Origin of the sequence: Pseudomonas monteilii NBRC 103158 = DSM 14164 (genome assembly GCF_000730605.1) — a bacterium.
Lineage (GTDB): Bacteria > Pseudomonadota > Gammaproteobacteria > Pseudomonadales > Pseudomonadaceae > Aquipseudomonas > Aquipseudomonas monteilii.
On record NZ_BBIS01000008.1, the window covers coordinates 175,242 to 198,447 of the forward strand.

The following is a 23,206-nucleotide window of genomic DNA, read 5'->3' on the forward strand; positions in this document are numbered from 1 at the left end:
ACGGATTGCCCCATGACTGACGACGATCGCATCAAACTCGAACCCAGCTGGAAGGCTGCACTGCGCGCCGAATTCGACCAGCCCTACATGCATCAGCTGCGAGAGTTCCTGCGCAGCGAATATGCCGCCGGCAAGGAGATCTACCCGCCAGGGCCGCTGATCTTCAATGCACTCAACTCGACACCGCTGGACCAGGTGAAGGTGGTCATCCTTGGCCAGGACCCTTACCACGGGCCGGGCCAGGCGCATGGTCTGTGTTTCTCGGTGCAACCGGGCGTGGCCACGCCGCCGTCGCTGGTCAACATCTACAAGGAACTGCAGCGCGATCTGAACATCCCGATTGCCAGCCATGGCTACCTGCAAAGCTGGGCCGAGCAGGGTGTATTGCTGCTGAACACGACCATGACCGTGGAGCGAGCCAATGCGGCATCGCACGCCAAGAAGGGGTGGGAGTTCTTTACCGACCGGGTTATCCAGGTAGTCAGTGAGCAGTGCCCGAACGTGGTGTTCCTGCTGTGGGGTTCGCATGCGCAGAGCAAACAGAAGCTGATCGATGGAACCAAGCACCTGGTGCTGAAGTCGGTGCATCCGTCGCCACTGTCGGCTTACCGTGGTTTCTTGGGGTGCGGGCATTTCAGCCGGACCAACAGCTTCCTTGAGCAGCGTGGCATGGCGCCGATCAACTGGGCGTTGCCGCCGCTTTGAGGATTACCGGGGCCGTGCAACGGCCCCTAGTGCTGGTTCCTTACCCAATACCTGAACAACGGCTCTGCCAAAAACAGCACGAACAGCAGACGCATCACCTGCAGCGCCGTCACCAGCGGTACCGACAGTTGCAGGGTTTCTGCCGTCAGGCTCATTTCGGCAATCCCGCCCGGCATCATCCCAAGCGTCAGCGAACGCAAATCCAGCGCGGTCATCACGCTTAGTACCCACGCGGCACTGCCGGCAATCGCCATGCATAGCGCCGTGGCTAACAGCGTGCGCCCCAGGAACGACGGTGCGCGGCGGAAGAAGGCGCGGTTGAAGTGGCAAGCCAGGCCGCTGCCTATCAGCCACTGGCCGATCTGGCTGGCACCATTGGGCAGTGCGATTTGCAGGTTGCCGGCCAGGCTGACCGTGGCCGCTACCAGCAATGGCCCGAACAGCCACGGATTGGGCTGGCGCAAGCGTTGCCAGAGCAGCGCAACGACAACGCCCAACGGCGCGATCAAGGCCAGCCAGCTCCAGCTGACGCTGCCCGCGTGGTTCAGTGGCACCCCGTCACCCAGCAAGAACTTGAACAGCGCCGGTACGCACAGCACCACCGCCAGCACCCGCAGGCTTTGCGCCGCAGCCACCTGGCTCAGTACCGCGCCGTTACGTGCGCCGAGGTTGACCATCTCCCCCGAGCCTCCTGGCATGCTGGCGAAAAAAGCCGTGGCGCGGTCTTCACCGGTCTTTCGCAGCAGCCACACGCTGATCACGCTGGACAGGGTCGTGAACAGGGCACCGAAGAAAATCAGCGCAAAATGGCTGCCCACCTGCTCGATCACTGCCGGGGTAAAGTGCAGGCCAATGCCGATGCCGATGATGCACTGCCCGCACTTGCGGCCGTTGGGTATCTCTGACAGTTGCCAGGGCGTCAGGCAGCGCACCAGGATGATGGCCAGCAGCGAGCCGACCATCCACGGCAAAGGCCAGCCGACTCTGCTGGCGATATAACCGCCAGCAAGGCCGACCAGCCCGGTTGCGACAAACAACGGCAACGCGCGATCAGGCATCGGCCAGGGCCCGGCGCTGCTGGCTGCGTTTGCGCCAAATGCGAAGCAGCGGCAAGGCGAGCATCAGCACCACCAGCGCCCACACGCCCATGCTGATCGGGCTCGACCAGAGGATGCCCAGCTCACCGTTGGAAATCGACAGTGCGCGGCGCAGGTTCTGCTCCATCAGCCCGCCGAGAATGAAACCGAGTAGGATCGGCGACAGCGGGAAGTCCAGCTTGCGCAGGATGTAGCCCATGATGCCGATGCCGACCATCAGGAACAGGTCGAAGGTGGTGGCATGCACGGCGTACACGCCGATGGCGGTGATGATGGCGATCACTGGCACCAGCGCCCAGTTCGGCACGGCGAGGATGCGGGTGAAAATGCGGATCATCGGAATGTTGAGGATCACCAGCATGATGTTGGCGATGAACAGCGAGGCGATCAGGCCCCAGACGATGTCTGGCTGCTGTTCGAACAGCAGTGGGCCGGGGGTGATGTTGTACAGGGTCAGGGCGCCGATCATCACGGCGGTGGTGCCAGAGCCCGGTACACCCAGGGTCAGCATCGGCACCAGGGCGCCACAGCACGAAGCACCGATGGCTGTTTCCGGCGCGGCCAGGCCACGGGCATCGCCCTTGCCGAACTTGCCGCTTTCACCCGCCAGGCGCTTCTCGGTCATGTAGGCCACGGCACTGGCCAACGTTGCCCCGGCGCCAGGCAGAACACCCATGATGAAACCAAGCAGACCGCAACGAATGTTCACCACGAACACCGAAGCCGCTTCCTTGAAGTTGAACAGCATGCGGCCGGTAGCCTTGACTGCCTGGTGGCCATGGTGGGTCTTTTCCAGCAGCAGGAGGATTTCGCTGATGGAGAACAGGCCCAGTACCAGCACCACGAACTGGATGCCGTCGGCCAGGTGCACGCTGTCACCGGTGAAGCGGTAGACGCCGCTGTTGGCGTCGATGCCGACCGCTGACAGGAACAGGCCGATCAGGGCAGCAATGAAGGTTTTCAGGGGCTTGTCACCGGCCATGCCGCCCAGGGCGACGATGGCGAACACCATCAGCACGAAGTACTCGGCCGGGCCGAAAGCAATGGCCCATTTCGCCAGCAACGGCGCGAACAGCACCATGCCGCAGGTGGCGATGAAGGCGCCGATGAACGAACTCCATGCCGACAGCGACAGGGCCACGCCGGCCAAGCCCTGTCGGGCCATCGGGTAACCGTCGAGGGTGGTCATCACGGTCGAGGCCTCGCCCGGGATGTTCAGCAGGATCGAGCTGATACGCCCACCGTACTCGCAACCCAGGTACACCGCCGCCAGCAGGATCAGCGCCGACTCCGGTGGCAAGCCCAGGGCGAAGGCGATGGGAATCAGCAGGGCCACGCCGTTGATCGGGCCCAGGCCTGGCAGCAGGCCGACCACGGTGCCGATCAGGGTGCCGGAGAGGGCGGTGACCAGGTTGTAGGGGGACAGGGCGACGCCGAAGCCCTGGCCCAGGTAGCTCAAGGTATCCATGTGTCAGTTCTCCAGTACGCTCAGCAGGCCAAGGGGCAGGGGCACGTCCATTACGCGGTCGAACAGCCAGTAGAGAAAGACGCTCATGCCGACCACCACCATGGCACTGTGCAGCCAGCGACCGCCGTACAGCCGGGCCATGGGTATACCGACCAGCATGGCGCTGAGAATGAAGCCCAAAGGCTCGAAGGTGGCGGCGAAAACAACCAACAGGCCAACGCAGGCGGCGATCTTGGTCAGGGTTTCGCGGTCCAGTTCCGGTTCGTCGTCCTTGCGCACGATGGGCGTAGGGCGAAACACCAGGTACAGCAGGCCAAGGCTCATCAGGCCGAGCATCAGCAGCGGGTAGGCGCGTGGGCCGACCGGCTCATAGGAAAACGCCGCCTGGTAGGGCAAGGCCATCACGGCCAGGGCGGCGCACACCGCCAGCAGGGCCAGGGCGAAGATGCGTTGCAGGATCATAGGGAAAGGCCTCGTTTGTGGGAGCGGGCTTGCCCCGCGAACACCGGCGAAGCCGGTGCCATGCACCGCGGTGCCTTCTTCGCGGGGCAAGCCCGCTCCCACAGGTATCTGTGAAAGGTTGTGGATGACTTACTGAATCAGCCCAAATTCCTTAGCCAATGCCTTGTAGTCAGCCACTTGCTTCTTCACATAGCCGTCCAGCTCGTCGCCGGTCATGGCGAACGGGAACAGCTCGCGCTGGTCACGCAGCTTGGCGAAGTCTTCCGAGGCCAGCATCTTGTCGAACGAAGCTTTCCACCAGGCGTAGTCCTCGTCGCTCACCTTTGGCCCCAGGTAGAAACCGCGTACTACCGGCCAGACAATGTCGTAGCCCTGTTCCTTGGCCGTGGGGATGTCTTTCATCTCGGGCTCGTCCAGGCGGTTTTCCGAGAACACCGCAAGGATGCGCATGTTGCCGCTCTGAATATGCGGCATGGAGTCGGAGATGTCGGTCGAGCCAACCTGGATATGGCCACCCAGCAACGCCGTGGCAATTTCGCCACCGCCTTCCAGGGCCACGTAGCGCAGGTCACGCGGGTTGATGCCGGCAGCCTTGGCGATCAGGGCGGTCTGCATCCAGTCCTGGCTGCCCACGGTGCCGCCAGAGCCGATCACCACTTTGCTCGGGTCTTTCTTCAGCGCCGCGACCAGGTCGTCGAGGGTTTTGTAAGGGGAGTCGCTTTTCACCGCGATGGCGCCATAGCTGGTACCGACAGCGGCCAGCCACTTCACCGCGTTCTCGTCGAAGCGGCCGAACTTGCCTTGTGCCAGGTTCAGCAGCGAACCACTGGACCAGGCCACCAGGGTGCCGGCATCGGCCGGGCGCTGGGCGACCACGGCGTTGTAGGCCACCGCGCCGACACCGCCGGGCATGTAGGTGACGCGCATCGGCTTGCTGAGGATCTTTTCCTGCACCAGGGCGCTTTGCACCAGTTTGCAGGTCAGGTCGAAGCCACCGCCGGGCGAGGCGGGGGCGATGCATTCGGGGCGTTTCGGTTCGGCAGCGAGGGCATTGCCGGCCAACAGCAGGCAGCCGGTAGCGAGGACGAGGCGGCGCAGTGAAAAGGTCATCGTCTATCTCCGTGAGCGTTGTTGTTATTGGGTTACCACAGGGCGACGCTGTAGCTCACCAGCAGCCGCACTTCGTCCGCGTCACGGGCGAAGTTGGAGCGGAAGGTGGCGTTGCGCAGGCGCACGGCGACGTTCTTCAACGGGCCGCTTTGTACCACGTACTTGAGCTCGGTGTTGCGTTCCCACTCCTTGCCCTCGCCGCCGGCGGCGCGGCTGACGTTGTCGCCACTGATGTAGCGGGTCATGAAGGTCAGACCGGGCACGCCGAGTGCGGCGAAGTTGTAGTCGTAGCGCGCTTGCCAGGAACGCTCGTCGGCGCCGGCGAAGTCGTTGATCTGGACGAAGTTGACCAAGTAAGGGTCGGCACCATCGACATACGGGAAGGCGCTGTCCCCTGACAGCTGCTGCCAGGCGGCGCTGACCTTGTGCCCGCCCAGGGCGTAGCTGAGCATGCCGTTGACGGTGGTGTTGTCGATGTTGCCCGCCTTGGCCGCACCGGCGTCGTCGCTCACGGCCAGGCGCAGGTCGGCGCCAAAGGTGCCCGGGCCCCACGGCTGGGTGGCGACCATGCCGATGAAGTGCTGGCGGTAGATGTCGTCGAGCTGGGCGAAGTGATAGCTGCCGGTGATGCGGTCGGTGAACTGGTAGTCCAGCCCGCCCAGGGCCAGGTTGTCGGCGCTGAAGCTGCCACCGAAGCGGCCGTTCTTGTTGTTCAGCGCCAGGTCTTCCCAGTTGGTGTCGTTGCGGTCCTTGGCTTTGTCCAGGCGACCGCCAGTGAAGGTCAGGCCCTTGATTTCCTTCGAGGTGAGCAGGCCACCTTCGAACGTTTGCGGCAGGATGCGCCCGTCGTTGGGCTGCAGGGTTGGCAGCTCGGGGATCAGGGTGCCGATCTTCAGTTCGGTCTGGGAAATCTTCACCTTACCGGTCAGGCCGAGTTTGGAATACTCATCGGCGGCTTTGCCATCATCGTGTGTCGGCAACAGGCCGGTGTCGGTGCGGTCGGGGCTGGAATCGAGCTTGATGCCGAGCATGCCCAGTGCATCCAGGCCAAAGCCTACGGTGCCATCGGTGTAGCCGGACTCGAAGTTGAGGATGAAGCCCTGGGCCCACTCGTCGCGCTTGGATTGCTGCGCGCTGGTGCCGTCGCGGAAGTCGCGGTTGAAGTACATGTTGCGGGTTTCGAAGGTTGCCGTGCTGTCTTCGAAGAAGGCGGCCTGGCTCATCGGGGCGACACCGGCAAGCGCAAGGGCGCTGGCGATGGCGGAGGGGCGTGCGGCAAAGGAACGGGTAGGCGCGAACGCCTGCGGCTGCGATGACAGCATCGTCGATGACTCCGTTTATTGTTCTTATTCGTTGCACCTTGCTGGTGCTTTTTTCGGCGCGAAGGGCGACCGTGGTGCGATGCTAGGTAACGAACCTTTCGCTAACCTTTCAGCGTGAAAGGTTTGTTACGAGGGGCTTCACAGGCTTAGCGACAGCGGTACACTCCGCGCCAACCGCCCCACCCGAGCAGGGAGAATCCGATGCGTGTGCTGCTGGTCGAAGACCATCTGCAACTGGCCGAAAGCGTGGCCCAGGCCTTGAAAAGCCACGGCCTTACCGTGGATGTGCTGCATGACGGCGTGGCTGCCGACCTGGCCCTGGCCAGCGAGGAATACGCCGTGGCCGTGCTGGATGTCGGCTTGCCGCGCATGGATGGCTTTGAGGTGCTGGCGCGCCTGCGCGGCCGTGGCAAGACTGTCCCGGTGCTGATGCTGACCGCGCGCAGCGACGTCAAGGACCGGGTTCATGGCCTGAACCTGGGGGCAGACGACTACCTGGCCAAACCGTTCGAGCTGACCGAGCTGGAAGCGCGGGTGAAGGCGTTGCTGCGCCGCAGTGTGCTCGGTGGCGAGCGCCAGCAGCGTTGCGGGCCGCTGGTCTACGACCTGGATACCCGGCGCTTTGCCCTTGGCGACGACAACCTGACCCTGACGTCGCGCGAGCAAAGCGTGCTGGAAGCGCTGATCGCACGCCCGGGTCGGGTGATGAGCAAGGAGCAACTGGCTGCCCAGGTGTTCGGCCTGGATGAAGAAGCCAGCCCGGATGCCATCGAAATCTATATCCACCGGCTGCGCAAAAAGCTCGACGGCCACCCGGTGGCCATTGTCACCTTCCGTGGGCTGGGCTACCTGCTAGAGCACCGCGATGCGTGACAACGGCAGCTTGCGCGGGCGCCTGCTGGGCAACCTGGCCCTGCTGCTGGTGGTGCTGATGCTGGCCAGCGGCCTGAGCGCCTACTGGAATGGCCGTGAGGCCGCCGATACCGCCTACGACCGCACCCTGCTGGCCTCGGCGCGCACCATCGCCGCTGGCCTGTCGCAGCGTGACGGCTCGCTGAGCGCGGATGTGCCTTACGTGGCTTTGGATACGTTCGCCTACGACAGCGCCGGGCGCATCTACTACCAGGTACTGGACATCAAGCAGCGGCTGATCTCCGGCTACGAGAACCTGCCACCGCCGCCGCCCGGCACGCCGCGCACTGACGATTACCCGGCGCTTGCGCGGTTCTACAACGCCACCTATCTGGGCCAGGATGTGCGGGTGGTCAGCCTGCTGAAGGCAGTGAGCGAGCCGAACATGAACGGCATGGCGGAAATCCGCGTGGCCGAGACGGAGGAGGCGCGGGTGCGCATGGCCCGTGGACTGATGGCCGACACCCTGTTGCGCCTGGGTATGCTGGCGCTGGGTGCGTTGGTGATGGTGTGGTTTGCCGTGAGTGCGGCATTGCGGCCCCTGGAGCGCCTGCGCACGGCGGTGGAAGAGCGCCAGCCAGATGACTTGCGGGCCTTGCCGGTGGTGCAGGTGCAGCGTGAGCTCGGCCCGCTGGTGCGAGCCTTGAACCACTTTACCGAGCGCCTGCGCGGCCAATTCGAGCGCCAGGCGCAGTTCATTGCCGATGCCGCCCATGAATTGCGTACGCCGCTGGCTGCCTTGAAGGCGCGGGTGGAGCTGGGCCTTCGCTCGTCCGAGCCGCAAGCGTGGCGGCAGACGCTGGAATCTGCGGCGCAAGGCACTGACCGCCTGACCCACCTGGCTAACCAGCTGTTGTCGTTGGCACGGGTGGAGAACGGAGCACGGGCAATTGCCGAGGGCGGCGCGCAGCGCCTGGACCTCAGCCAGCTGGCCCGTGAGTTGGGCATGGCCATGGCCCCGTTGGCACACAAACGCGGCGTTGCGCTGGCCCTGGAGGCCGAGGCGCCTGTGTGGCTGAAGGGTGAGCCGACGCTGCTCAACGAGCTGTTGAGCAACCTGGTGGACAATGCCCTGGCGCACACGCCAGAGGGTGGCAATGTGATCTTGCGGGTGGTGGCGCCGGCGGTGCTGGAGGTGGAAGACGACGGGCCGGGTATTCCCGAGGCTGAGCGTGAGCGGGTGTTCGAGCGGTTCTACCGGCGCAGTGCGCAAGGGAGCGGGCTTGGGCTGGCGATTGTCGGTGAGATCTGCCGGGCGCACCTGGCGCAGGTAAGCCTGCATGATGGCGAGAACGGCGGGCTGCGGGTGCGGGTGAGTTTTATCGCCGATTGATGTGTTGCTGTTCTGGCCCTATCGCCGGCAAGCCAGATAGGGCCAGAACAGGCTGGCACTGCTCAGCGGAACATGCTCCGCGCTTCAAGCAGCTCTTCCACCTCCAGCTCAGTACCAAACGGCAACCCCAGGTGGCGATAAGCCGGCAGCGCCGCCAATGGCCGATGGCGCCCGCGCTGGCTGATGCAGCGGGCGATCTGCACGATATCGATGTAATCGACCTTGTCAGTCTGCCGGTCCAGGTCCTGAACCTGGCTGGGCAGGTTGACCAGTTGCTCCGGAAACTCCCAGGCCTTGAGGATCTTGTCCCCCAGCACCGGCTGGATCTGCTCGATCACGTAATGCAGGCAAACCGGGTCGGACAGCAGTTCGTTGTGCTCTTCGGCGTAAATGAGTACCGGCAGTGCGCCAATCTGGTTGACCAGCCCACCCAAGGTAGCCTGGTCGGGCTTGAGGTGCGTGTAGCGCCTGCAGATTTCGTAGCTGATACCCGCAACTTCCAGGCTGTTGGCCCAGATGTCGCGCAGTTTTTGTTCAACGGCCGGCGCACGGGCATGGAAAATCTGCTCGATCACCAGACCAATGGCCAGGTTGCAGCTGTAATTGATGCCCAGCCGCGTGATGGCAGTGTGCAGGTCGGTGACCTCGACCGCTGCACGCAGCAGCGGGCTGTTGACTACCTTTATCAGGCGCGCAGAAAGGGCCGCATCGCGACCGATCACCTTGCTCAGGGCCGCTACGCTGATCTCGCTGTCTTCCGCTGCTTCGCGGATGCTCAAGGCAACCTCTGGCAGGGTCGGCAGGACCAGGTCATCCTTTTCGATGGCATCGAGCAACTGTGCTTGAACCATCTCGGCCAGCTTGTTCATGGGCGTGTCTACCGCAGTGGTGGTGCGGCCCCGCCACAAGGGCGGGGCAGGCTGGTCAGCGCTGGATTTCCCGGTCGCGGTCCAGTTCGTAAGGCAGGGTCAGTACCTGCAGGCGCGGGCCTTCGAGGCTCCCCAGGTGCAGGTTGTCATCTTCCACTGCCTCGGCGCTGAGCACCGCAAGCAGTTCACAGCCTGCGCCGTTGCCAGCAGCAATGACCACCTCACCGACCGACGAACCATGGGTGGGCGAGAAAATTTCGGCACCCGGTGCCGGGATGGCCTGCTGGTCCAGTGCCAGGCGGTACTGGCGGCGTTTGAGCTTGCCCAGGTACTGCATGCGGGCGACGATTTCCTGGCCGGTGTAGCAGCCTTTCTTGAAGCTGACACCATCGACGGCTTGCAGGTTGATCATCTGCGGGATGAACAGCTCACGGGTCGGCCCCATGACCTGGCCGATACCGGCGCGAACCTGCCCAAGCAGCCAGTCGTTGAGGTTGCCCTCGGGCAGGGCGCCGACGAGGGCCTGGCGCACGGTGTCGGCGTTGTCTGCCGGCACCCACAGTTCTACGCGGCCTGCAGAAACGGCAATGGCAATCAGGCCCTCATGGCGCACGGTGCTGCCGGCAGCTGCGGGCACGTCGAGCCCCAGCGCCTGCAGCGCAGCTTCGCCACCTTGCAGGCCAAAGCGTGCCCAGGCGGCGCTTTCGTCGGTCAGCGTGGCCTTGGAGAACACTGCGTACTTCTTCAGGTCGGCCAGTTGCGCATCGAGCAGTTCACTGGCCATGGCCAGCAGGTAGCCGTTGCCTTCGGGCAGGATGCGGAAGCTGGACTGCATGCGCCCCTTGACCATGCAGCGGGCGCCGAGGCTGGCGTGTTCCTGGCTGAGGTAGTTGATGTTGCAGGTCAGCTGGCCTTGCAGGAACTTGCCTGCATCGGAGCCGCGGACGGCGAGGATGCCCTCGTGGGACAGGGGGCAGAAGAAAGCGGAATCGGCCATGGGTCATCGCGGTGGCTAAAGACTGGCGGCCATCATAGAACGCCGGTAACAAAATAGGTAGGTGACTAGACCAACGCCCGGTGTCGCTTCGCGTGCCTGGCTGTATACTGGCGGGCCATTCGAGGAGGGCCCCATGGTCGAACAAACTGAACTCAACCGGCTTTTCTGGCACAGCCGCCGTGGCATGCTGGAACTGGACGTGCTGCTGGTGCCTTTCACCCAGGAAGTCTACCCCACCCTCAACGAGACCGACCGCGAACTGTACGTGCGTCTGTTGAGTTGCGAGGATCAGGACATGTTCGGCTGGTTCATGGAGCGCACCGAGTCTGAAGACCCGGAGCTGCAGCGCATGGTTCGCATTATCCTGGACCGTGTCCAGCCCAAGTGAGTGCTTCGAGTGCCGCTGGCAAGGCTCGCGCCTGCTGCTAGCGGCCTATCTGGTGTGCCAGGTACTGGCGTGGCTTGCCGTGTGGGCGAGCCCGCTGCCCGGGTGGCTGGCCCTCTCTGTTATCGCCGTCTGTATTGCCCACGCTGGCTGGGCCATTCCCCGACGTATCTTGTTGACGCATGAGCATGCCGTTGTTGGCTTGCGCCGTGATGTGCGTGGCTGGCAGGTGCTCAGCCGTGCCCGTGGCTGGCAGCCGGTGCGTTTGTGCCGGGACAGCGTGGCGTTGCCGGGGCTGGTGGTGTTGCGCTTTGAACGGGCAGGGCGCTGGTTGGGGCAGAGCCAATGCGTACCGAGGGATGCACTAGGGGCTGATGAGCACCGGCGCTTGCGGGTGCGGTTGAAGTTCAGCCGGCGCAGGTGGGCAGAGGTGGGGGCGAGTCAGGGCTGACAGGTGTTCGCCGTGGCAGCTTCAGCGCCTGCGAGATCGAGCGCCGCGCGGGCGGCGCTCGATCTCGCAGGCGCTACAACGTTCAGAGCGGGCTGAGGATGGTGTCCTTGGCCTCGTCCAGCATCCCAGGGTAGTCCAGGGTGTAATGCAGCCCACGGCTTTCCTTGCGTTGCATGGCCGACAGGATCATCAACTCGGCAACCTGCGCCAGGTTGCGCAGTTCGATCAGGTCGCGGCTGACCTTGTAGTTGCTGTAGAACTCGTCAATTTCATCCAGCAGCAGGCGAATGCGATGCTGCGCGCGTTGCAGGCGTTTGCTGGTGCGCACGATGCCGACATAGTCCCACATGAAACGCCGCAGTTCGTCCCAGTTATGCGCAATGATCACGTCCTCGTCCGAGTCGGTGACCTGGCTGGCGTCCCAACCCGGCAGGGCCTTGGGCATGGCCACTGCCTCCAGGTTCGCCTGGATGTCGGCAGCGGCGGCCCGGCCATAGACGAAGCATTCCAGCAATGAGTTGCTGGCCATGCGGTTGGCGCCGTGCAGGCCGGTGAAGCTGGTTTCGCCAATCGCGTACAAGCCCGGTACGTCGGTGTGGCCACGGTCGTCGACCATCACCCCGCCGCAGGTGTAGTGCGCGGCAGGCACCACCGGGATCGGTTGGCGGGTGATGTCGATGCCAAACGCCAGGCAGCGCTCGTACACGGTGGGGAAATGGCTCTTGATGAAGTCTGCCGGCTTGTGGGTGATGTCCAGGTAGACGCAGTCCACGCCCAGGCGCTTCATCTCATGGTCGATGGCGCGGGCCACGATGTCGCGCGGGGCCAGTTCTTCGCGTGGGTCGAAGCGTGGCATGAAGCGTTCGCCGTTGGGCAGGCGCAGCAGTGCGCCTTCGCCGCGCAGGGCTTCGGTGACCAGGAAGCTCTTGGCCTGCGGGTGGTACAGGCAGGTCGGGTGGAACTGGTTGAACTCAAGGTTGGCCACCCGGCAACCCGCCCGCCAGGCCATGGCGATACCGTCACCGCAAGCGCCATCGGGGTTGCTGGTATAGAGGTAGACCTTGGCCGCGCCACCGGTGGCCAGCACGGTGAAACGTGCGCCGAAGGTGTCTACCTCGCCGGTATTGCGGTTTAACACATAGGCGCCCAGGCAGCGTTCGCCAGGCAGGCCCAAGCGGCGTTCGGTGATCAGGTCGACCGCTACACGTTGCTCCAGCAGCTGTATGTTTGGGCGCAGGCGAGCCTGCTGCAGCAGCGTAGTGAAAATGGCCGCGCCGGTCGCATCGGCCGCGTGGATGATGCGCCGGTGGCTATGGCCGCCCTCACGGGTGAGATGAAACTCGAAACCGCCGTCATCAACGCTGTAGTGCTCGTCGCGGGTAAAGGGCACGCCTTGCTCGATCAGCCATTGAATGGCTTCCCGGCTGTGCTCGACGGTAAAGCGCACCGCCTCTTCGTTGCACAGGCCGCCGCCGGCATTGAGGGTGTCCTCGACATGCGACTGCACGGTATCGGTGTTGTCGAGCACCGCAGCGACCCCGCCCTGGGCCCAGAAGGTCGAGCCGTTGGCCAGGTCGCCCTTGCTGAGCACGGCAACGCGCAGGTGGCTGGGAAGGTTAAGTGCCAGGCTGAGACCGGCGGCACCGCTGCCGATCACCAGGACATCATGTTGGAATTGTTGGCTCATGTCGGGACACTAGTAATCTTTGGAAGGGGCGCGGCACAATAGTCACGCGCAGATGGCATTGTGAAACTATCGTTAAACTTGGCCGGGATGCCTTTATAGCAGCCCGGGGTGGCCAATTTCCATGCCACTTGCCAGGTTGCGGCAACCTTTGTGGGAACTTTCCGACATGGCCGGAAATCCTATGAAGGCTGCCCGCACGCCACAATTTGCCGCGGCGACGCAGGGCGGCAGGCCTGTCCGGGCTGTCTCTGCGTATTCGAAACCTGATTATCGACGTAGCCGGCCGTGTCCGCGCCGCGTCTTCCGTGCAAGCCGACCAAGGGCTGCAGGAAACTTGCTTGGAGGGGAGAACTTTTGCGTAAAGCCCGAGTCTATGGTTGCAAGCCTGAACGATCGCTGTTGCAACGCTCCTTCGAGTTTATCGAGGAGTGTTCATGCTAACCCAGGAAGAGGATCAGCAGCTTGTCGAGCGCGTGCAGCGCGGTGACAGGCGAGCGTTCGATCTGTTGGTGCTGAAGTATCAGCACAAGATTCTCGGGTTGATCGTGCGGTTCGTTCACGATACCCACGAGGCCCAGGATGTGGCGCAGGAAGCCTTTATCAAGGCCTACCGTGCGCTTGGCAACTTTCGCGGTGACAGTGCGTTTTATACCTGGCTGTACCGTATCGCCATCAACACGGCGAAGAATTACCTGGTGTCCCGTGGAAGACGGCCGCCAGACAGTGATGTGAGCTCCGAGGATGCGGAGTTTTACGACGGCGATCATGGCCTCAAGGATCTCGAGTCCCCAGAGCGCTCGTTGTTGCGGGATGAAATCGAAGGCACCGTCCATCGCACCATCCAGCAACTGCCCGAAGATTTGCGTACGGCACTGACCCTGCGCGAGTTCGACGGACTGAGTTACGAAGACATTGCCAGTGTCATGCAATGTCCGGTGGGTACCGTGCGCTCTCGAATCTTCCGCGCTCGGGAGGCCATAGACAAAGCCCTGCAGCCGTTGTTGCAGGAAACCTGAGACAGCGGCGACAGCCAAGAGAGGAACCGCCATGAGTCGTGAAGCTTTGCAGGAATCGCTGTCCGCGGTGATGGATAACGAAGCGGACGAACTGGAATTGCGTCGGGTGTTGAACGCCGTCGACGATGCCGAAACCCGTGCCACCTGGTCGCGTTACCAGGTGGCCCGTGCAGCCATGCACAAGGAGCTGCTGCTGCCTAACCTGGATATCGCCTCGGCGGTGTCTGCTGCGCTGGCTGACGAAGCGGTGCCGGCCAAGGTCAAGAAAGGCCCGTGGCGCAGCATTGGCCGCCTGGCTGTAGCGGCTTCGGTCACCGTTGCGGTGCTCGCCGGTGTACGCATGTACAACCAGGACGAGATCACCGGTGCGGAGCTTGCAGCCCAGCAGCCTGCCCAGCAAGGCCTGAGCGTGCCACAAGCACAAGGCCCGGCCGTTTTGGCAGGCTATAGTGAGAGCAGTGAGCAACCGACCGGGCCAATGGCCAACGGCGTGCTGCAGAACCAAGCCGGCTGGGATCAGCGTCTGCCAGGCTACCTGCGCCAGCATGCGCAGGAATCTGCGCTCAAGGGCACTGAAACCGCATTGCCTTACGCCCGCGCTGCCAGCCTGGAAAACCGTTAAGTAAGGAGGATCATGCGCGCGCTACCTCTGTTGTCGCTGCTGATTGGCAGCTGCGTGATGGTGCCAGCATTGGCGGCCAACTCCTCGCCCCAAGCGAGTGAGTGGCTAAACAAGCTGGCACAGGCCGAGCAAAAGCTGAGCTACCAAGGCTCTTTCGTCTACGAGCGCAACGGCAGCTTCTCTTCCCACGATATCTGGCACCGGGTCGAGGACGGCAAGGTCAGCGAGCGGCTGCTGCAGCTCGATGGCGCCGCCCAGGAAATCGTGCATGTGGATGGGAGGGTGGAGTGTGTCAGTGGGACCTTGGTCAGCAGTGTCGCGGCACCGCCAGACACCGCGCCGCGTGTGCTTGATCCGCTGAAACTGATGGGCTGGTACGATTTGAGCGTGGCGGGCAAGTCACGGGTCGCCGGGCGCGACGCCGTGATCGTGACGCTCACGCCCCGCGACCAGCACCGCTATGCCTTCGAACTGCACCTGGACCGTAATACCGGCCTGCCACTGCGCTCGTTGATGCTCAACGACAAAGGGCAGTTGCTGGAGCGCTTCCAGATGACCCGCCTCGATACCGATGAGCCGCCTGGCGACGATGACTTGCGCCCCAGCGCTGCCTGCAAGCCTGTGCAGCATGGCGCGCCCGTCAGCAATGGCAGTGTTGCTGGCTGGCGCTCGGACTGGCTGCCGCCCGGGTTCGAACTGGTCAACAGCTCGGTACGCCGCGACCCCAAACACAACAGTTCGGTCAGCAGCCTGATGTATGACGATGGCCTCGCACGTTTTTCCGTGTTCCTCGAACCGGTGAACGATGATGGCGGCACCGACATGCGCACCCAGCTCGGCCCGACTTCGGCTGTTTCGCGTCGCCTGAATACGCCAAAGGGCAAGGTGATGGTGACCGTGGTGGGGGAAATTCCGCTCGGTACGGCAGAACGCGTCGCTTTGTCGATGCGCCCTCAGGATGCCAAGGCGCGCTAGTGATGGCGCGCGTTTGCGGGCCGTGCCAAGGCAGGCGGACATACGGCTGAAATGAAATTAAAGCATTGTCATTTGCAATCCACCGGCAAATTTTCTATAGGTCAGGCTTTCAGGAGCCTGGCCTTTACTGCTTTGTGCAGGGGTCTTTCTAAACTACCGCTCGTTGTGACGGGAGCCGTATGTCAATACCACGTTTGAAATCCTACCTAACGATGTTCGCCGCCGTGCTGATGCTTGGCCAGGTGCTCACCGCCCAGGCCGAGGAAGCCCTGCCGGACTTCACCACCCTGGTCGAGCAGGCCTCGCCGGCCGTGGTCAACATCAGTACCAAGCAGAAGCTGCCCGACCGCGTCGCCGTCGGGCAGATGCCGGACCTGGAAGGCCTGCCGCCGATGTTCCGCGAGTTCTTCGAGCGCAACATGCCGCAGCAGCCGCGTTCGCCGCGTGGTGACCGTCAGCGCGAGGCGCAGTCGCTGGGCTCGGGCTTCATCATTTCCAGCGATGGCTACGTGCTGACCAACAACCATGTGGTGGCCGATGCCGACGAGATCATCGTCCGCCTGTCGGACCGCAGCGAGCTGCAGGCCAAGCTGGTCGGCACCGACCCGCGCACCGACGTGGCGCTGCTCAAGGTCGAAGGCAAGAACCTGCCGACGGTCAAGTTGGGTGACTCCGAGAAGCTCAAGGTGGGCGAATGGGTATTGGCCATCGGTTCGCCGTTCGGCTTCGACCATTCGGTGACCAAAGGTATCGTCAGCGCCAAGGGCCGTACCTTGCCAAACGACACCTATGTACCGTTCATCCAGACTGACGTGGCCATCAACCCGGGGAACTCCGGCGGCCCGCTGTTCAACATGAAGGGCGAAGTGGTGGGTATCAACTCGCAGATCTTCACCCGCTCCGGTGGCTTCATGGGTCTGTCGTTCGCCATCCCGATCGATGTGGCGATCGATGTGTCCAACCAGCTGAAGAAAGACGGTAAGGTCAGCCGCGGCTGGCTGGGCGTGGTCATCCAGGAGGTCAACAAGGACCTGGCGGAATCCTTCGGCCTGGACAAACCGGCCGGTGCCCTGGTGGCCCAGGTGCTGGAAAACGGCCCGGCAGCCAAGGGCGGCCTGCAGGTGGGCGACGTGATCCTGAGCATGAACGGTCAGCCAATCATCATGTCGGCCGACCTGCCACACCTGGTCGGCGGCCTCAAGGATGGCGAGAAGGCCAAGCTGGAAATCATCCGCAACGGCAAGCGCCAGACCCTGGACATCAGCGTCGGCGCGCTGCCGGACGATGATGCCGACATCGGCACCGGTGCCGATGGCAGTGCAGAGCGCAGCAGTAATCGTCTGGGTGTGTCGGTCGCCGACCTGACCGCCGAGCAGAAGAAATCCCTGGAGCTCAAAGGCGGTGTGGTCATCAAGGAAGTGCAGGATGGCCCGGCAGCGCTGATTGGTCTGCGTCCGGGTGATGTCATCAGCCACCTGAACAACCAGGCCATCGGTTCGGCCAAAGAGTTCACCGAAATCGCCAAGGAGCTGCCGAAGAACCGTTCGGTGTCGATGCGCGTGCTGCGTCAGGGCCGTGCCAGCTTCATCACCTTCAAGCTCGCTGAATAAGCGGTCTGGCAAGGGAGAAAGGGCAGCTACGGCTGCCCTTTTTCATGATTATTCACAATTGGACGGTGGATTGCTGTGTACAGTCGGACAGAGGAATCTCCCATATCCCGGCAGCTTGAGGTACAATTCCCGGCTATTTTTCGGCGGGCGTCCGGCTCGCAGCCTTTTCGAGTGTTGACCCGTGAGTGATTTGAGTCATATCCGCAATTTCTCCATCATCGCCCACATCGACCATGGCAAGTCGACGCTGGCCGACCGTTTCATCCAGATGTGCGGTGGCCTGTCGGCACGCGAAATGGAAGCCCAGGTGCTTGATTCCATGGACCTGGAGCGTGAACGCGGTATCACCATCAAGGCCCACAGCGTCACGCTGCACTACTAAGGCGCAGGACGGCAAGACCTACCAGCTGAACTTCATTGACACCCCCGGCCACGTCGACTTCACCTACGAAGTCTCGCGCTCGCTGGCGGCCTGTGAAGGTGCGCTGCTGGTCGTCGACGCCGGCCAGGGCGTAGAGGCCCAGTCCGTGGCCAACTGCTACACCGCCATCGAGCAGGGCCTGGAGGTCATGCCGGTGCTGAACAAGATGGACCTGCCCCAGGCCGACCCGGACCGCGTCAAGGACGAGATCGAGAAGATCATCGGCATCGACGCTACCGACGCCGTGGCCTGCAGTGCCAAAAGCGGCATGGGCGTGGACGAGGTGCTCGAGCGCCTGGTTCACTCCATTCCTGCACCCGAGGGCGAGATCGATGCCCCGCTGCAAGCGCTGATCATCGACTCCTGGTTCGACAACTACCTGGGCGTGGTCTCGCTGGTGCGCGTGCGTCAGGGCCGCGTCAAGAAGGGTGACAAGATCCTGGTCAAGTCCACCGGCAAGGTGCACCTGGTCGACAGCGTGGGTGTATTCACCCCGAAACACACCCAGACCGCAGACCTGAAAGCCGGCGAAGTAGGCTTCATCATCGCCAGCATCAAGGACATTCACGGTGCCCCTGTGGGTGACACCCTGACCCTGTCCTCGACCCCTGAGGTCGAAGTGCTGCCAGGCTTCAAGAAGATCCAGCCGCAGGTTTACGCCGGCCTGTTCCCGGTCAGTTCCGACGACTTCGAAGACTTCCGCGATGCCCTGCAGAAGCTGACCCTGAACGACTCGTCGCTGCAGTACATGCCGGAAAGCTCTGACGCCCTGGGCTTCGGCTTCCGTTGCGGCTTCCTTGGCATGCTGCACATGGAAATCATCCAGGAGCGCCTGGAGCGCGAATACGACCTGGACCTGATCACTACCGCACCTAGCGTGATCTACGAGCTGGAGCTGAAAACCGGCGAAACCATCGTTGTCGACAACCCGTCGAAGCTGCCAGACGTATCGGCTGTGGCCGACTTCCGTGAGCCGATCGTCACCGCGACCATTCTGGTACCGCAAGAGCACCTGGGTAACGTCATCACCCTGTGCATCGAGAAGCGTGGCGTGCAGCGCGACATGCAGTTCCTCGGCAGCCAGGTTCAGGTGCGTTACGACATGCCGATGAACGAAGTGGTACTGGACTTCTTCGACCGCCTCAAGTCCACCAGCCGCGGCTATGCTTCGCTGGACTATCATTTCGACCGCTACCAGTCGGCCAACCTGGTCAAGCTGGATGTACTGATCAACGGCGACAAGGTCGATGCCCTGGCATTGATCGTGCACCGCGACAACGCGGCCTATAAAGGCCGTGCGTTGACCGAAAAGATGAAGGAACTGATCCCTCGGCAGATGTTCGACGTGGCGATCCAGGCAGCTATCGGCGGCCAGATCATCGCGCGGACAACCGTCAAGGCGCTCAGAAAGAACGTACTGGCCAAGTGCTACGGCGGTGACGTCAGCCGTAAGAAGAAACTGCTGGAGAAGCAGAAGGCCGGTAAGAAACGCATGAAACAGGTGGGTAACGTGGAGATTCCACAAGAAGCCTTCCTCGCCGTGCTCAGGTTGGATAGCTAGGTCCTATGTCGCTAAATTTCCCGCTGTTGCTAGTCATCGCCGTCTTCGTATGCGGTCTGCTGGGCTTGATCGACCTGCTGTTCCTGGCCCCGCGCCGGCGCGCAGCAATCGCCAACTACCAGGGCAGCGTCAGCCAGCCCGAGATGGCCGTGGTCGAGCGCCTGAACAAGGAACCGCTGCTGGTCGAGTACGGCAAGTCGTTCTTTCCGGTGCTGTTCATCGTGCTGGTGCTGCGCTCGTTCCTGGTCGAGCCGTTCCAGATCCCTTCGGGGTCGATGAAACCGACCCTGGAAGTGGGCGACTTCATCCTGGTGAACAAGTTCTCGTACGGCATTCGTTTGCCGGTGATCGACAAGAAGGTCATCGAGGTCGGTGACCCGCAACGCGGTGATGTAATGGTGTTCCGCTACCCGAGCGACCCGAACGTCAACTACATCAAGCGTGTGGTTGGCTTGCCGGGTGATGTGGTTCGTTACACCAACGACAAGCGGCTGTTCGTCAACGGCCAGCCGATTGCCGAACAACTGGTGGGCACCGAGCCAGGTACCTTGGGCAGCGCCGAGCTGTACAAGGAAAAACTCGGCGAGGCCGAACACCTGATCCGCAAGGAAATGAGCCGTTACCGCATGCCGCCGGACCAGCAATGGACCGTGCCGGCAGGCCATTACTTCATGATGGGCGACAACCGCGACAATTCCAACGACAGCCGTTTCTGGGATGACCCAAACATTCCCAAGGAGCTGCACGGCATGGTTCCGGACCGGAACATCGTCGGCAAGGCCTTTGCGGTGTGGATGAGCTGGCCAGAACCCAAGCTCAGCCACCTGCCCAACCTGTCGCGGGTTGGCCTGATCCATTGATACCCATCGGCGCTGTCCAGCAGACAGCGCCGAATGCATTTCTGACATAGGCTGTGTTCTCAGGGATCGGGAGATTCGCCGCACATCGCGTGGCGAACCACAGCCAAACAGTCTTTCAGGATGTTGATTTGAACAACGCGTTGAACAACGAACGGGTGGCCGCATGAGTGCTTCCCTTGCCCGTCTGGAGCGAAAGCTCGGTTATACCTTCAAGAACCAGGACCAGATGCTCCTGGCGCTGACCCATCGCAGCTATGCCGGGCGCAACAACGAGCGCCTGGAGTTTCTCGGTGACGCCATTCTCAACTTCGTCGCCGGCGAAGCGCTTTTCGAGCGTTTCCCGCAGGCCCGTGAAGGCCAGCTGTCGCGCCTGCGTGCGCGGCTGGTCAAGGGCGAAACCCTGGCCCGGCTGGCCCGTGGTTTCGACCTGGGCGAATACTTGCGCCTGGGTTCGGGTGAGCTCAAGAGCGGCGGTTTTCGTCGCGAGTCGATCCTGGCCGACGCCCTGGAGGCACTGATCGGTGCCATCTACCTGGACGCCGATATGGAAACCGCACGGGAGCGCGTCCTGGCCTGGCTTGCCGATGAGTTCGAGGGCTTGACCCTGGTCGATACCAACAAGGACCCGAAAACCCGCCTGCAAGAGTTTCTGCAGTCGCGCAGCTGTGAGCTGCCGCGCTACGAAGTGGTGGATATCCAGGGTGAACCGCACTGCCGCACGTTCTTCGTCGAATGCGAAGTGGTGCTGCTGAACAACAAGAGCCGTGGTCAGGGCGTTAGCCGGCGTATTGCCGAGCAAGTAGCTGCCGCGTCTGCACTGATCGCCCTGGGCGTGGAGAATGGCAATGACTGATAACAACCCGACCCGCTGCGGCTACGTCGCCATTGTCGGCCGCCCCAACGTCGGCAAGTCGACCCTGCTCAACCACATCCTCGGCCAGAAGCTGGCGATTACTTCGCGCAAGCCGCAGACCACCCGCCACAACATGCTCGGCATCAAGACCGAGGGTGACGTGCAGGCGATCTACGTCGATACTCCGGGTATGCACAAGGCCAACGACAAGGCCCTGAACCGCTACATGAACCGCAACGCCTCGGCGGCCCTGAAGGACGTCGACGTGGTGATTTTCGTGGTCGACCGCACCAAGTGGACCGACGAGGACCAACTGGTGCTGGAGCGCGTGCAGTACGTGACTGGCCCGCTGATCATCGCGGTCAACAAGACCGACCGCATGGAAGAGAAGGCCGAGTTGATTCCGCACCTGCAGTGGCTGCAGGAGCAACTGCCGAACGCCGAGGTGATGCCGATCTCTGCGCAGCAGGGTCACAACCTCGAAGCGCTGGAAGCACAGATCGCCAAGCACTTGCCTGAAAACGATCACTTCTTCCCGGAAGACCAGATCACTGACCGCAGCAGCCGTTTCCTGGCCGCCGAACTGGTGCGCGAGAAGATCATGCGCCAGCTGGGTGCGGAGCTGCCGTATCAGATCACCGTGGAGATCGAGGAGTTCAAGCAACAGGGTCATGTGCTGCACATTCACGCGCTGATTCTGGTCGAGCGTGATGGCCAGAAGAAAATCATCATTGGCGACAAGGGCGAGCGCATCAAGCGCATTGGCTCCGAGGCGCGCAAGGACATGGAAGTGCTGTTCGACTCCAAGGTCATGCTCAACCTGTGGGTCAAGGTGAAAGGCGGCTGGTCCGACGACGAGCGCGCCCTGCGTTCGCTGGGTTACGGCGACCTGTAAGGCTACCAGACGGCTCAGGTATCTCTATGGGAGCGGGTTCACCCGCGAATGCTGTGGTGGGTTCACTGGCGCATTCGCGGGTGAAGCCGCTCCCACAGTTGCATGTGGCTTTTAGAGATCACTTATGGAACAAGCTGTCGGCCAGCCAGCCTATGTGCTTCACAGCCGTGCCTACAAGGAAACCAGTGCGCTGGTAGACTTCTTCACCCCGCAGGGCCGCATGCGTGCTGTACTGCGCCGTGCGCGCGGCAAGGGCGGCAGCCTGGTGCGGCCGTTCGTGCCGCTGGAGGTGGAACTGCGTGGCCGTGGTGAGCTGAAGAATGTCGGTCGCATGGACAGCGCCGGAATTGCGGCCTGGCTACACGGTGATGCCCTGTTCAGCGGCTTGTACCTCAACGAGCTGCTCATGCGCCTGCTGCCGGCTGAAGCGCCGTTCCCGGCCCTGTTCGAGCATTACACATTGACCCTGCAGGCCTTGGCCGCCGGGCGCCCGCTGGAGCCGCTGCTGCGTTCGTTCGAATGGCGGCTGCTGGACGAGCTCGGTTATGCGTTTTCCTTGAACCATGACGTCAACGACCACGTCATCGTGGCCGACGGCCTTTACCGCTTGCGCGTGGATGCCGGTCTGGAGCGGGTAGAGCTGGTGCAACCCGGCCTGTTCCGCGGCACCGAGCTCATGGCCCTGGCCGAAGCCGATTGGAACGCCCCGGGCGCCTTGCTCGCCGCCAAGCGCCTGATGCGCCAGGCATTGGCCGTTCACCTGGGCGCAAAACCGCTGGTCAGCCGGGAACTGTTTCGCAAGCGCTGATCACGACGTATGCTGTGGGGCTCAATCTTCAGGAGAGCCTTTCGTGACTCACAGCAACCGCATGCTTCTTGGCGTAAACATCGACCACGTGGCGACCCTGCGCCAGGCCCGGGGCACGCGTTACCCTGATCCGGTCAAGGCTGCCCTGGACGCCGAAGAGGCAGGCGCCGATGGCATCACCGTGCATCTGCGCGAAGACCGCCGGCACATCCAGGAGCGTGACGTGGTGCTGCTCAAGGATGTGCTGCAGACGCGCATGAACTTCGAGATGGGTGTCACCGAAGAGATGATGGCCTTTGCCGAGAAGATCCGCCCGGCGCACATTTGCCTGGTCCCCGAAACCCGTCAGGAGTTGACCACCGAAGGTGGCCTGGATGTGGCGGGACAAGAGGCGCGAATCAAGGCCGCCGTGGAGCGCCTGTCGCGCACCGGTGCCGAGGTGTCGTTGTTCATCGATGCTGACGAGCGGCAGATCGAGGCTTCACGCCGCGTAGGCGCGCCGGCCGTCGAGCTGCACACTGGGCGTTACGCCGATGCCGAGACCCCGACTGAAGTGGCTGAGGAACTCAAGCGTATCGTCGATGGCGTGGCCTTTGGCGTGGGGCAGGGGCTGATCGTCAATGCCGGTCACGGGCTGCATTACCACAACGTTGAGGCGGTGGCGGCGATCAAGGGTATCAATGAGCTGAACATTGGCCATGCGCTGGTGGCGCATGCGCTGTTTGTTGGCTTCAAGGCTGCCGTGGCCGAGATGAAGGCGCTGATCGTGGCGGCTTCACGCTGATAG

At 62.8% G+C, this 23,206-nt stretch carries 22 protein-coding genes and 1 pseudogene; 15 read left to right on the plus strand and 8 right to left on the minus strand.

Going from position 1 to position 23,206, the window contains the following annotated elements; genetic code table 11:
• The first annotated feature begins 12 nt into the window (after window positions 1-12).
• Window positions 13-705: a uracil-DNA glycosylase gene (gene ung / locus PM2_RS03305; protein WP_016713682.1), complete on the plus strand. Its 693-nt coding sequence runs from the start codon at window positions 13-15 to the stop codon at window positions 703-705.
• Between the two features lie 26 nt (window positions 706-731).
• Here ung and PM2_RS03310 read toward each other — a convergent pair whose 3' ends face one another.
• The 5 genes from PM2_RS03310 to PM2_RS03330 all read right to left on the minus strand — a co-directional run bounded on the left by PM2_RS03310 (window position 732) and on the right by PM2_RS03330 (window position 6,164).
• Entirely contained in the window at window positions 732-1,763 is a 1,032-nt protein-coding gene (locus tag PM2_RS03310; RefSeq protein ID WP_016713683.1) for an AbrB family transcriptional regulator, read from the minus strand.
• Window positions 1,756-3,270 (minus strand): tripartite tricarboxylate transporter permease, encoded by a 1,515-nt coding sequence (locus PM2_RS03315; protein WP_016713684.1) that lies wholly within the window; start codon window positions 3,268-3,270, stop codon window positions 1,756-1,758. The genes PM2_RS03310 and PM2_RS03315 overlap by 8 nt, the downstream gene beginning before the upstream one ends.
• Window positions 3,271-3,273: 3 nt before the next feature.
• Window positions 3,274-3,732 carry a tripartite tricarboxylate transporter TctB family protein gene (locus PM2_RS03320; protein ID WP_016713685.1) on the minus strand — a complete coding sequence of 153 codons (459 nt, stop codon included), beginning with the start codon at window positions 3,730-3,732 and terminating at the stop codon, window positions 3,274-3,276.
• A 129-nt stretch (window positions 3,733-3,861) separates the two neighbouring features.
• Window positions 3,862-4,842 (minus strand): Bug family tripartite tricarboxylate transporter substrate binding protein, encoded by a 981-nt coding sequence (locus PM2_RS03325; protein ID WP_016713686.1) that lies wholly within the window; start codon window positions 4,840-4,842, stop codon window positions 3,862-3,864.
• Window positions 4,843-4,874: 32 nt separating this feature from the next.
• Window positions 4,875-6,164 (minus strand): OprD family porin, encoded by a 1,290-nt coding sequence (locus PM2_RS03330; protein WP_016713687.1) that lies wholly within the window; start codon window positions 6,162-6,164, stop codon window positions 4,875-4,877.
• A 201-nt stretch (window positions 6,165-6,365) separates the two neighbouring features.
• Between PM2_RS03330 and PM2_RS03335 the strand changes: the two genes are divergently transcribed.
• Complete coding sequence (locus tag PM2_RS03335; RefSeq protein ID WP_016713688.1) at window positions 6,366-7,037, plus strand: response regulator; 672 nt, start codon at window positions 6,366-6,368, stop codon at window positions 7,035-7,037.
• Window positions 7,030-8,409: a sensor histidine kinase gene (locus PM2_RS03340; protein ID WP_028698572.1), complete on the plus strand. Its 1,380-nt coding sequence runs from the start codon at window positions 7,030-7,032 to the stop codon at window positions 8,407-8,409. Before PM2_RS03335 ends, PM2_RS03340 begins: the two co-directional genes overlap by 8 nt.
• A 62-nt stretch (window positions 8,410-8,471) precedes the next feature.
• Here PM2_RS03340 and PM2_RS03345 read toward each other — a convergent pair whose 3' ends face one another.
• Both PM2_RS03345 and ygfZ read right to left on the minus strand, forming a co-directional pair.
• The gene (locus tag PM2_RS03345; RefSeq protein WP_025754590.1) at window positions 8,472-9,278 is read right to left on the minus strand and encodes an HDOD domain-containing protein; all 807 of its coding nucleotides are present in this window, start codon (window positions 9,276-9,278) and stop codon (window positions 8,472-8,474) included.
• 55 nt (window positions 9,279-9,333) lie between these two features.
• Complete coding sequence (gene ygfZ, locus PM2_RS03350) at window positions 9,334-10,275, minus strand: CAF17-like 4Fe-4S cluster assembly/insertion protein YgfZ (protein WP_016713692.1); 942 nt, start codon at window positions 10,273-10,275, stop codon at window positions 9,334-9,336.
• A gap of 133 nt (window positions 10,276-10,408) precedes the next feature.
• Here ygfZ and PM2_RS03355 point away from each other — a divergent pair, with 133 nt between their 5' ends.
• Both PM2_RS03355 and PM2_RS03360 read left to right on the plus strand, forming a co-directional pair.
• A complete protein-coding gene (locus PM2_RS03355) occupies window positions 10,409-10,663 on the plus strand; it encodes an FAD assembly factor SdhE (protein WP_003252043.1) in 255 nt (84 codons plus the stop codon).
• Window positions 10,647-11,111, plus strand: a complete 465-nt coding sequence (locus tag PM2_RS03360; RefSeq protein ID WP_016713693.1) for a protein YgfX — start codon at window positions 10,647-10,649, stop codon at window positions 11,109-11,111. Before PM2_RS03355 ends, PM2_RS03360 begins: the two co-directional genes overlap by 17 nt.
• Window positions 11,112-11,193: 82 nt before the next feature.
• Here PM2_RS03360 and nadB read toward each other — a convergent pair whose 3' ends face one another.
• Window positions 11,194-12,798, minus strand: a complete 1,605-nt coding sequence (nadB, locus tag PM2_RS03365; protein ID WP_016713694.1) for an L-aspartate oxidase — start codon at window positions 12,796-12,798, stop codon at window positions 11,194-11,196.
• 434 nt (window positions 12,799-13,232) lie between these two features.
• Between nadB and rpoE the strand changes: the two genes are divergently transcribed.
• The 10 genes and pseudogenes from rpoE to pdxJ all read left to right on the plus strand — a co-directional run bounded on the left by rpoE (window position 13,233) and on the right by pdxJ (window position 23,203).
• On the plus strand, window positions 13,233-13,814 hold the full coding sequence (gene rpoE, locus PM2_RS03370; protein WP_003252049.1) for an RNA polymerase sigma factor RpoE/AlgU: 582 nt from the start codon (window positions 13,233-13,235) through the stop codon (window positions 13,812-13,814).
• Window positions 13,815-13,845: 31 nt separating this feature from the next.
• A complete protein-coding gene (locus PM2_RS03375) occupies window positions 13,846-14,436 on the plus strand; it encodes a sigma-E factor negative regulatory protein (protein ID WP_015271600.1) in 591 nt (196 codons plus the stop codon).
• 12 nt (window positions 14,437-14,448) lie between these two features.
• On the plus strand, window positions 14,449-15,411 hold the full coding sequence (locus tag PM2_RS03380) for a MucB/RseB C-terminal domain-containing protein (protein WP_028698571.1): 963 nt from the start codon (window positions 14,449-14,451) through the stop codon (window positions 15,409-15,411).
• A 212-nt stretch (window positions 15,412-15,623) separates the two neighbouring features.
• Complete coding sequence (locus tag PM2_RS03385) at window positions 15,624-17,021, plus strand: DegQ family serine endoprotease (RefSeq protein WP_371058986.1); 1,398 nt, start codon at window positions 15,624-15,626, stop codon at window positions 17,019-17,021.
• A gap of 181 nt (window positions 17,022-17,202) precedes the next feature.
• Window positions 17,203-19,003, plus strand: a pseudogene (gene lepA, locus PM2_RS03390) (translation elongation factor 4).
• A gap of 5 nt (window positions 19,004-19,008) precedes the next feature.
• Window positions 19,009-19,863 (plus strand): signal peptidase I, encoded by an 855-nt coding sequence (gene lepB / locus PM2_RS03395; RefSeq protein WP_016713698.1) that lies wholly within the window; start codon window positions 19,009-19,011, stop codon window positions 19,861-19,863.
• Between the two features lie 163 nt (window positions 19,864-20,026).
• Window positions 20,027-20,716: a ribonuclease III gene (gene rnc / locus PM2_RS03400; RefSeq protein ID WP_016713699.1), complete on the plus strand. Its 690-nt coding sequence runs from the start codon at window positions 20,027-20,029 to the stop codon at window positions 20,714-20,716.
• Window positions 20,709-21,611, plus strand: a complete 903-nt coding sequence (gene era, locus PM2_RS03405; RefSeq protein ID WP_016498176.1) for a GTPase Era — start codon at window positions 20,709-20,711, stop codon at window positions 21,609-21,611. Before rnc ends, era begins: the two co-directional genes overlap by 8 nt.
• A gap of 124 nt (window positions 21,612-21,735) precedes the next feature.
• Complete coding sequence (recO, locus tag PM2_RS03410) at window positions 21,736-22,419, plus strand: DNA repair protein RecO (RefSeq protein WP_016713700.1); 684 nt, start codon at window positions 21,736-21,738, stop codon at window positions 22,417-22,419.
• A gap of 61 nt (window positions 22,420-22,480) precedes the next feature.
• Window positions 22,481-23,203 carry a pyridoxine 5'-phosphate synthase gene (gene pdxJ / locus PM2_RS03415; RefSeq protein ID WP_219857540.1) on the plus strand — a complete coding sequence of 241 codons (723 nt, stop codon included), beginning with the start codon at window positions 22,481-22,483 and terminating at the stop codon, window positions 23,201-23,203.
• Window positions 23,204-23,206: the final 3 nt, after the last annotated feature.

Excerpts from the sequence above, each read along its gene's own strand:
- ung (WP_016713682.1), top strand. The coding sequence starts at position 13 with ATGACTGACGACGATCGCATCAAACTCGAACCCAGCTGGAAGGCTGCA.
- PM2_RS03310 (WP_016713683.1), bottom strand. The coding sequence starts at position 1,763 with ATGCCTGATCGCGCGTTGCCGTTGTTTGTCGCAACCGGGCTGGTCGGC.
- PM2_RS03315 (WP_016713684.1), bottom strand. The coding sequence starts at position 3,270 with ATGGATACCTTGAGCTACCTGGGCCAGGGCTTCGGCGTCGCCCTGTCC.
- PM2_RS03320 (WP_016713685.1), bottom strand. The coding sequence starts at position 3,732 with ATGATCCTGCAACGCATCTTCGCCCTGGCCCTGCTGGCGGTGTGCGCC.
- PM2_RS03325 (WP_016713686.1), bottom strand. The coding sequence starts at position 4,842 with ATGACCTTTTCACTGCGCCGCCTCGTCCTCGCTACCGGCTGCCTGCTG.
- PM2_RS03330 (WP_016713687.1), bottom strand. The coding sequence starts at position 6,164 with ATGCTGTCATCGCAGCCGCAGGCGTTCGCGCCTACCCGTTCCTTTGCC.
- PM2_RS03335 (WP_016713688.1), top strand. The coding sequence starts at position 6,366 with ATGCGTGTGCTGCTGGTCGAAGACCATCTGCAACTGGCCGAAAGCGTG.
- PM2_RS03340 (WP_028698572.1), top strand. The coding sequence starts at position 7,030 with ATGCGTGACAACGGCAGCTTGCGCGGGCGCCTGCTGGGCAACCTGGCC.
- PM2_RS03345 (WP_025754590.1), bottom strand. The coding sequence starts at position 9,278 with ATGAACAAGCTGGCCGAGATGGTTCAAGCACAGTTGCTCGATGCCATC.
- ygfZ (WP_016713692.1), bottom strand. The coding sequence starts at position 10,275 with ATGGCCGATTCCGCTTTCTTCTGCCCCCTGTCCCACGAGGGCATCCTC.
- PM2_RS03355 (WP_003252043.1), top strand. The coding sequence starts at position 10,409 with ATGGTCGAACAAACTGAACTCAACCGGCTTTTCTGGCACAGCCGCCGT.
- nadB (WP_016713694.1), bottom strand. The coding sequence starts at position 12,798 with ATGAGCCAACAATTCCAACATGATGTCCTGGTGATCGGCAGCGGTGCC.
- rpoE (WP_003252049.1), top strand. The coding sequence starts at position 13,233 with ATGCTAACCCAGGAAGAGGATCAGCAGCTTGTCGAGCGCGTGCAGCGC.
- PM2_RS03375 (WP_015271600.1), top strand. The coding sequence starts at position 13,846 with ATGAGTCGTGAAGCTTTGCAGGAATCGCTGTCCGCGGTGATGGATAAC.
- PM2_RS03380 (WP_028698571.1), top strand. The coding sequence starts at position 14,449 with ATGCGCGCGCTACCTCTGTTGTCGCTGCTGATTGGCAGCTGCGTGATG.
- PM2_RS03385 (WP_371058986.1), top strand. The coding sequence starts at position 15,624 with ATGTTCGCCGCCGTGCTGATGCTTGGCCAGGTGCTCACCGCCCAGGCC.
- lepB (WP_016713698.1), top strand. The coding sequence starts at position 19,009 with ATGTCGCTAAATTTCCCGCTGTTGCTAGTCATCGCCGTCTTCGTATGC.
- rnc (WP_016713699.1), top strand. The coding sequence starts at position 20,027 with ATGAGTGCTTCCCTTGCCCGTCTGGAGCGAAAGCTCGGTTATACCTTC.
- era (WP_016498176.1), top strand. The coding sequence starts at position 20,709 with ATGACTGATAACAACCCGACCCGCTGCGGCTACGTCGCCATTGTCGGC.
- recO (WP_016713700.1), top strand. The coding sequence starts at position 21,736 with ATGGAACAAGCTGTCGGCCAGCCAGCCTATGTGCTTCACAGCCGTGCC.
- pdxJ (WP_219857540.1), top strand. The coding sequence starts at position 22,481 with ATGCTTCTTGGCGTAAACATCGACCACGTGGCGACCCTGCGCCAGGCC.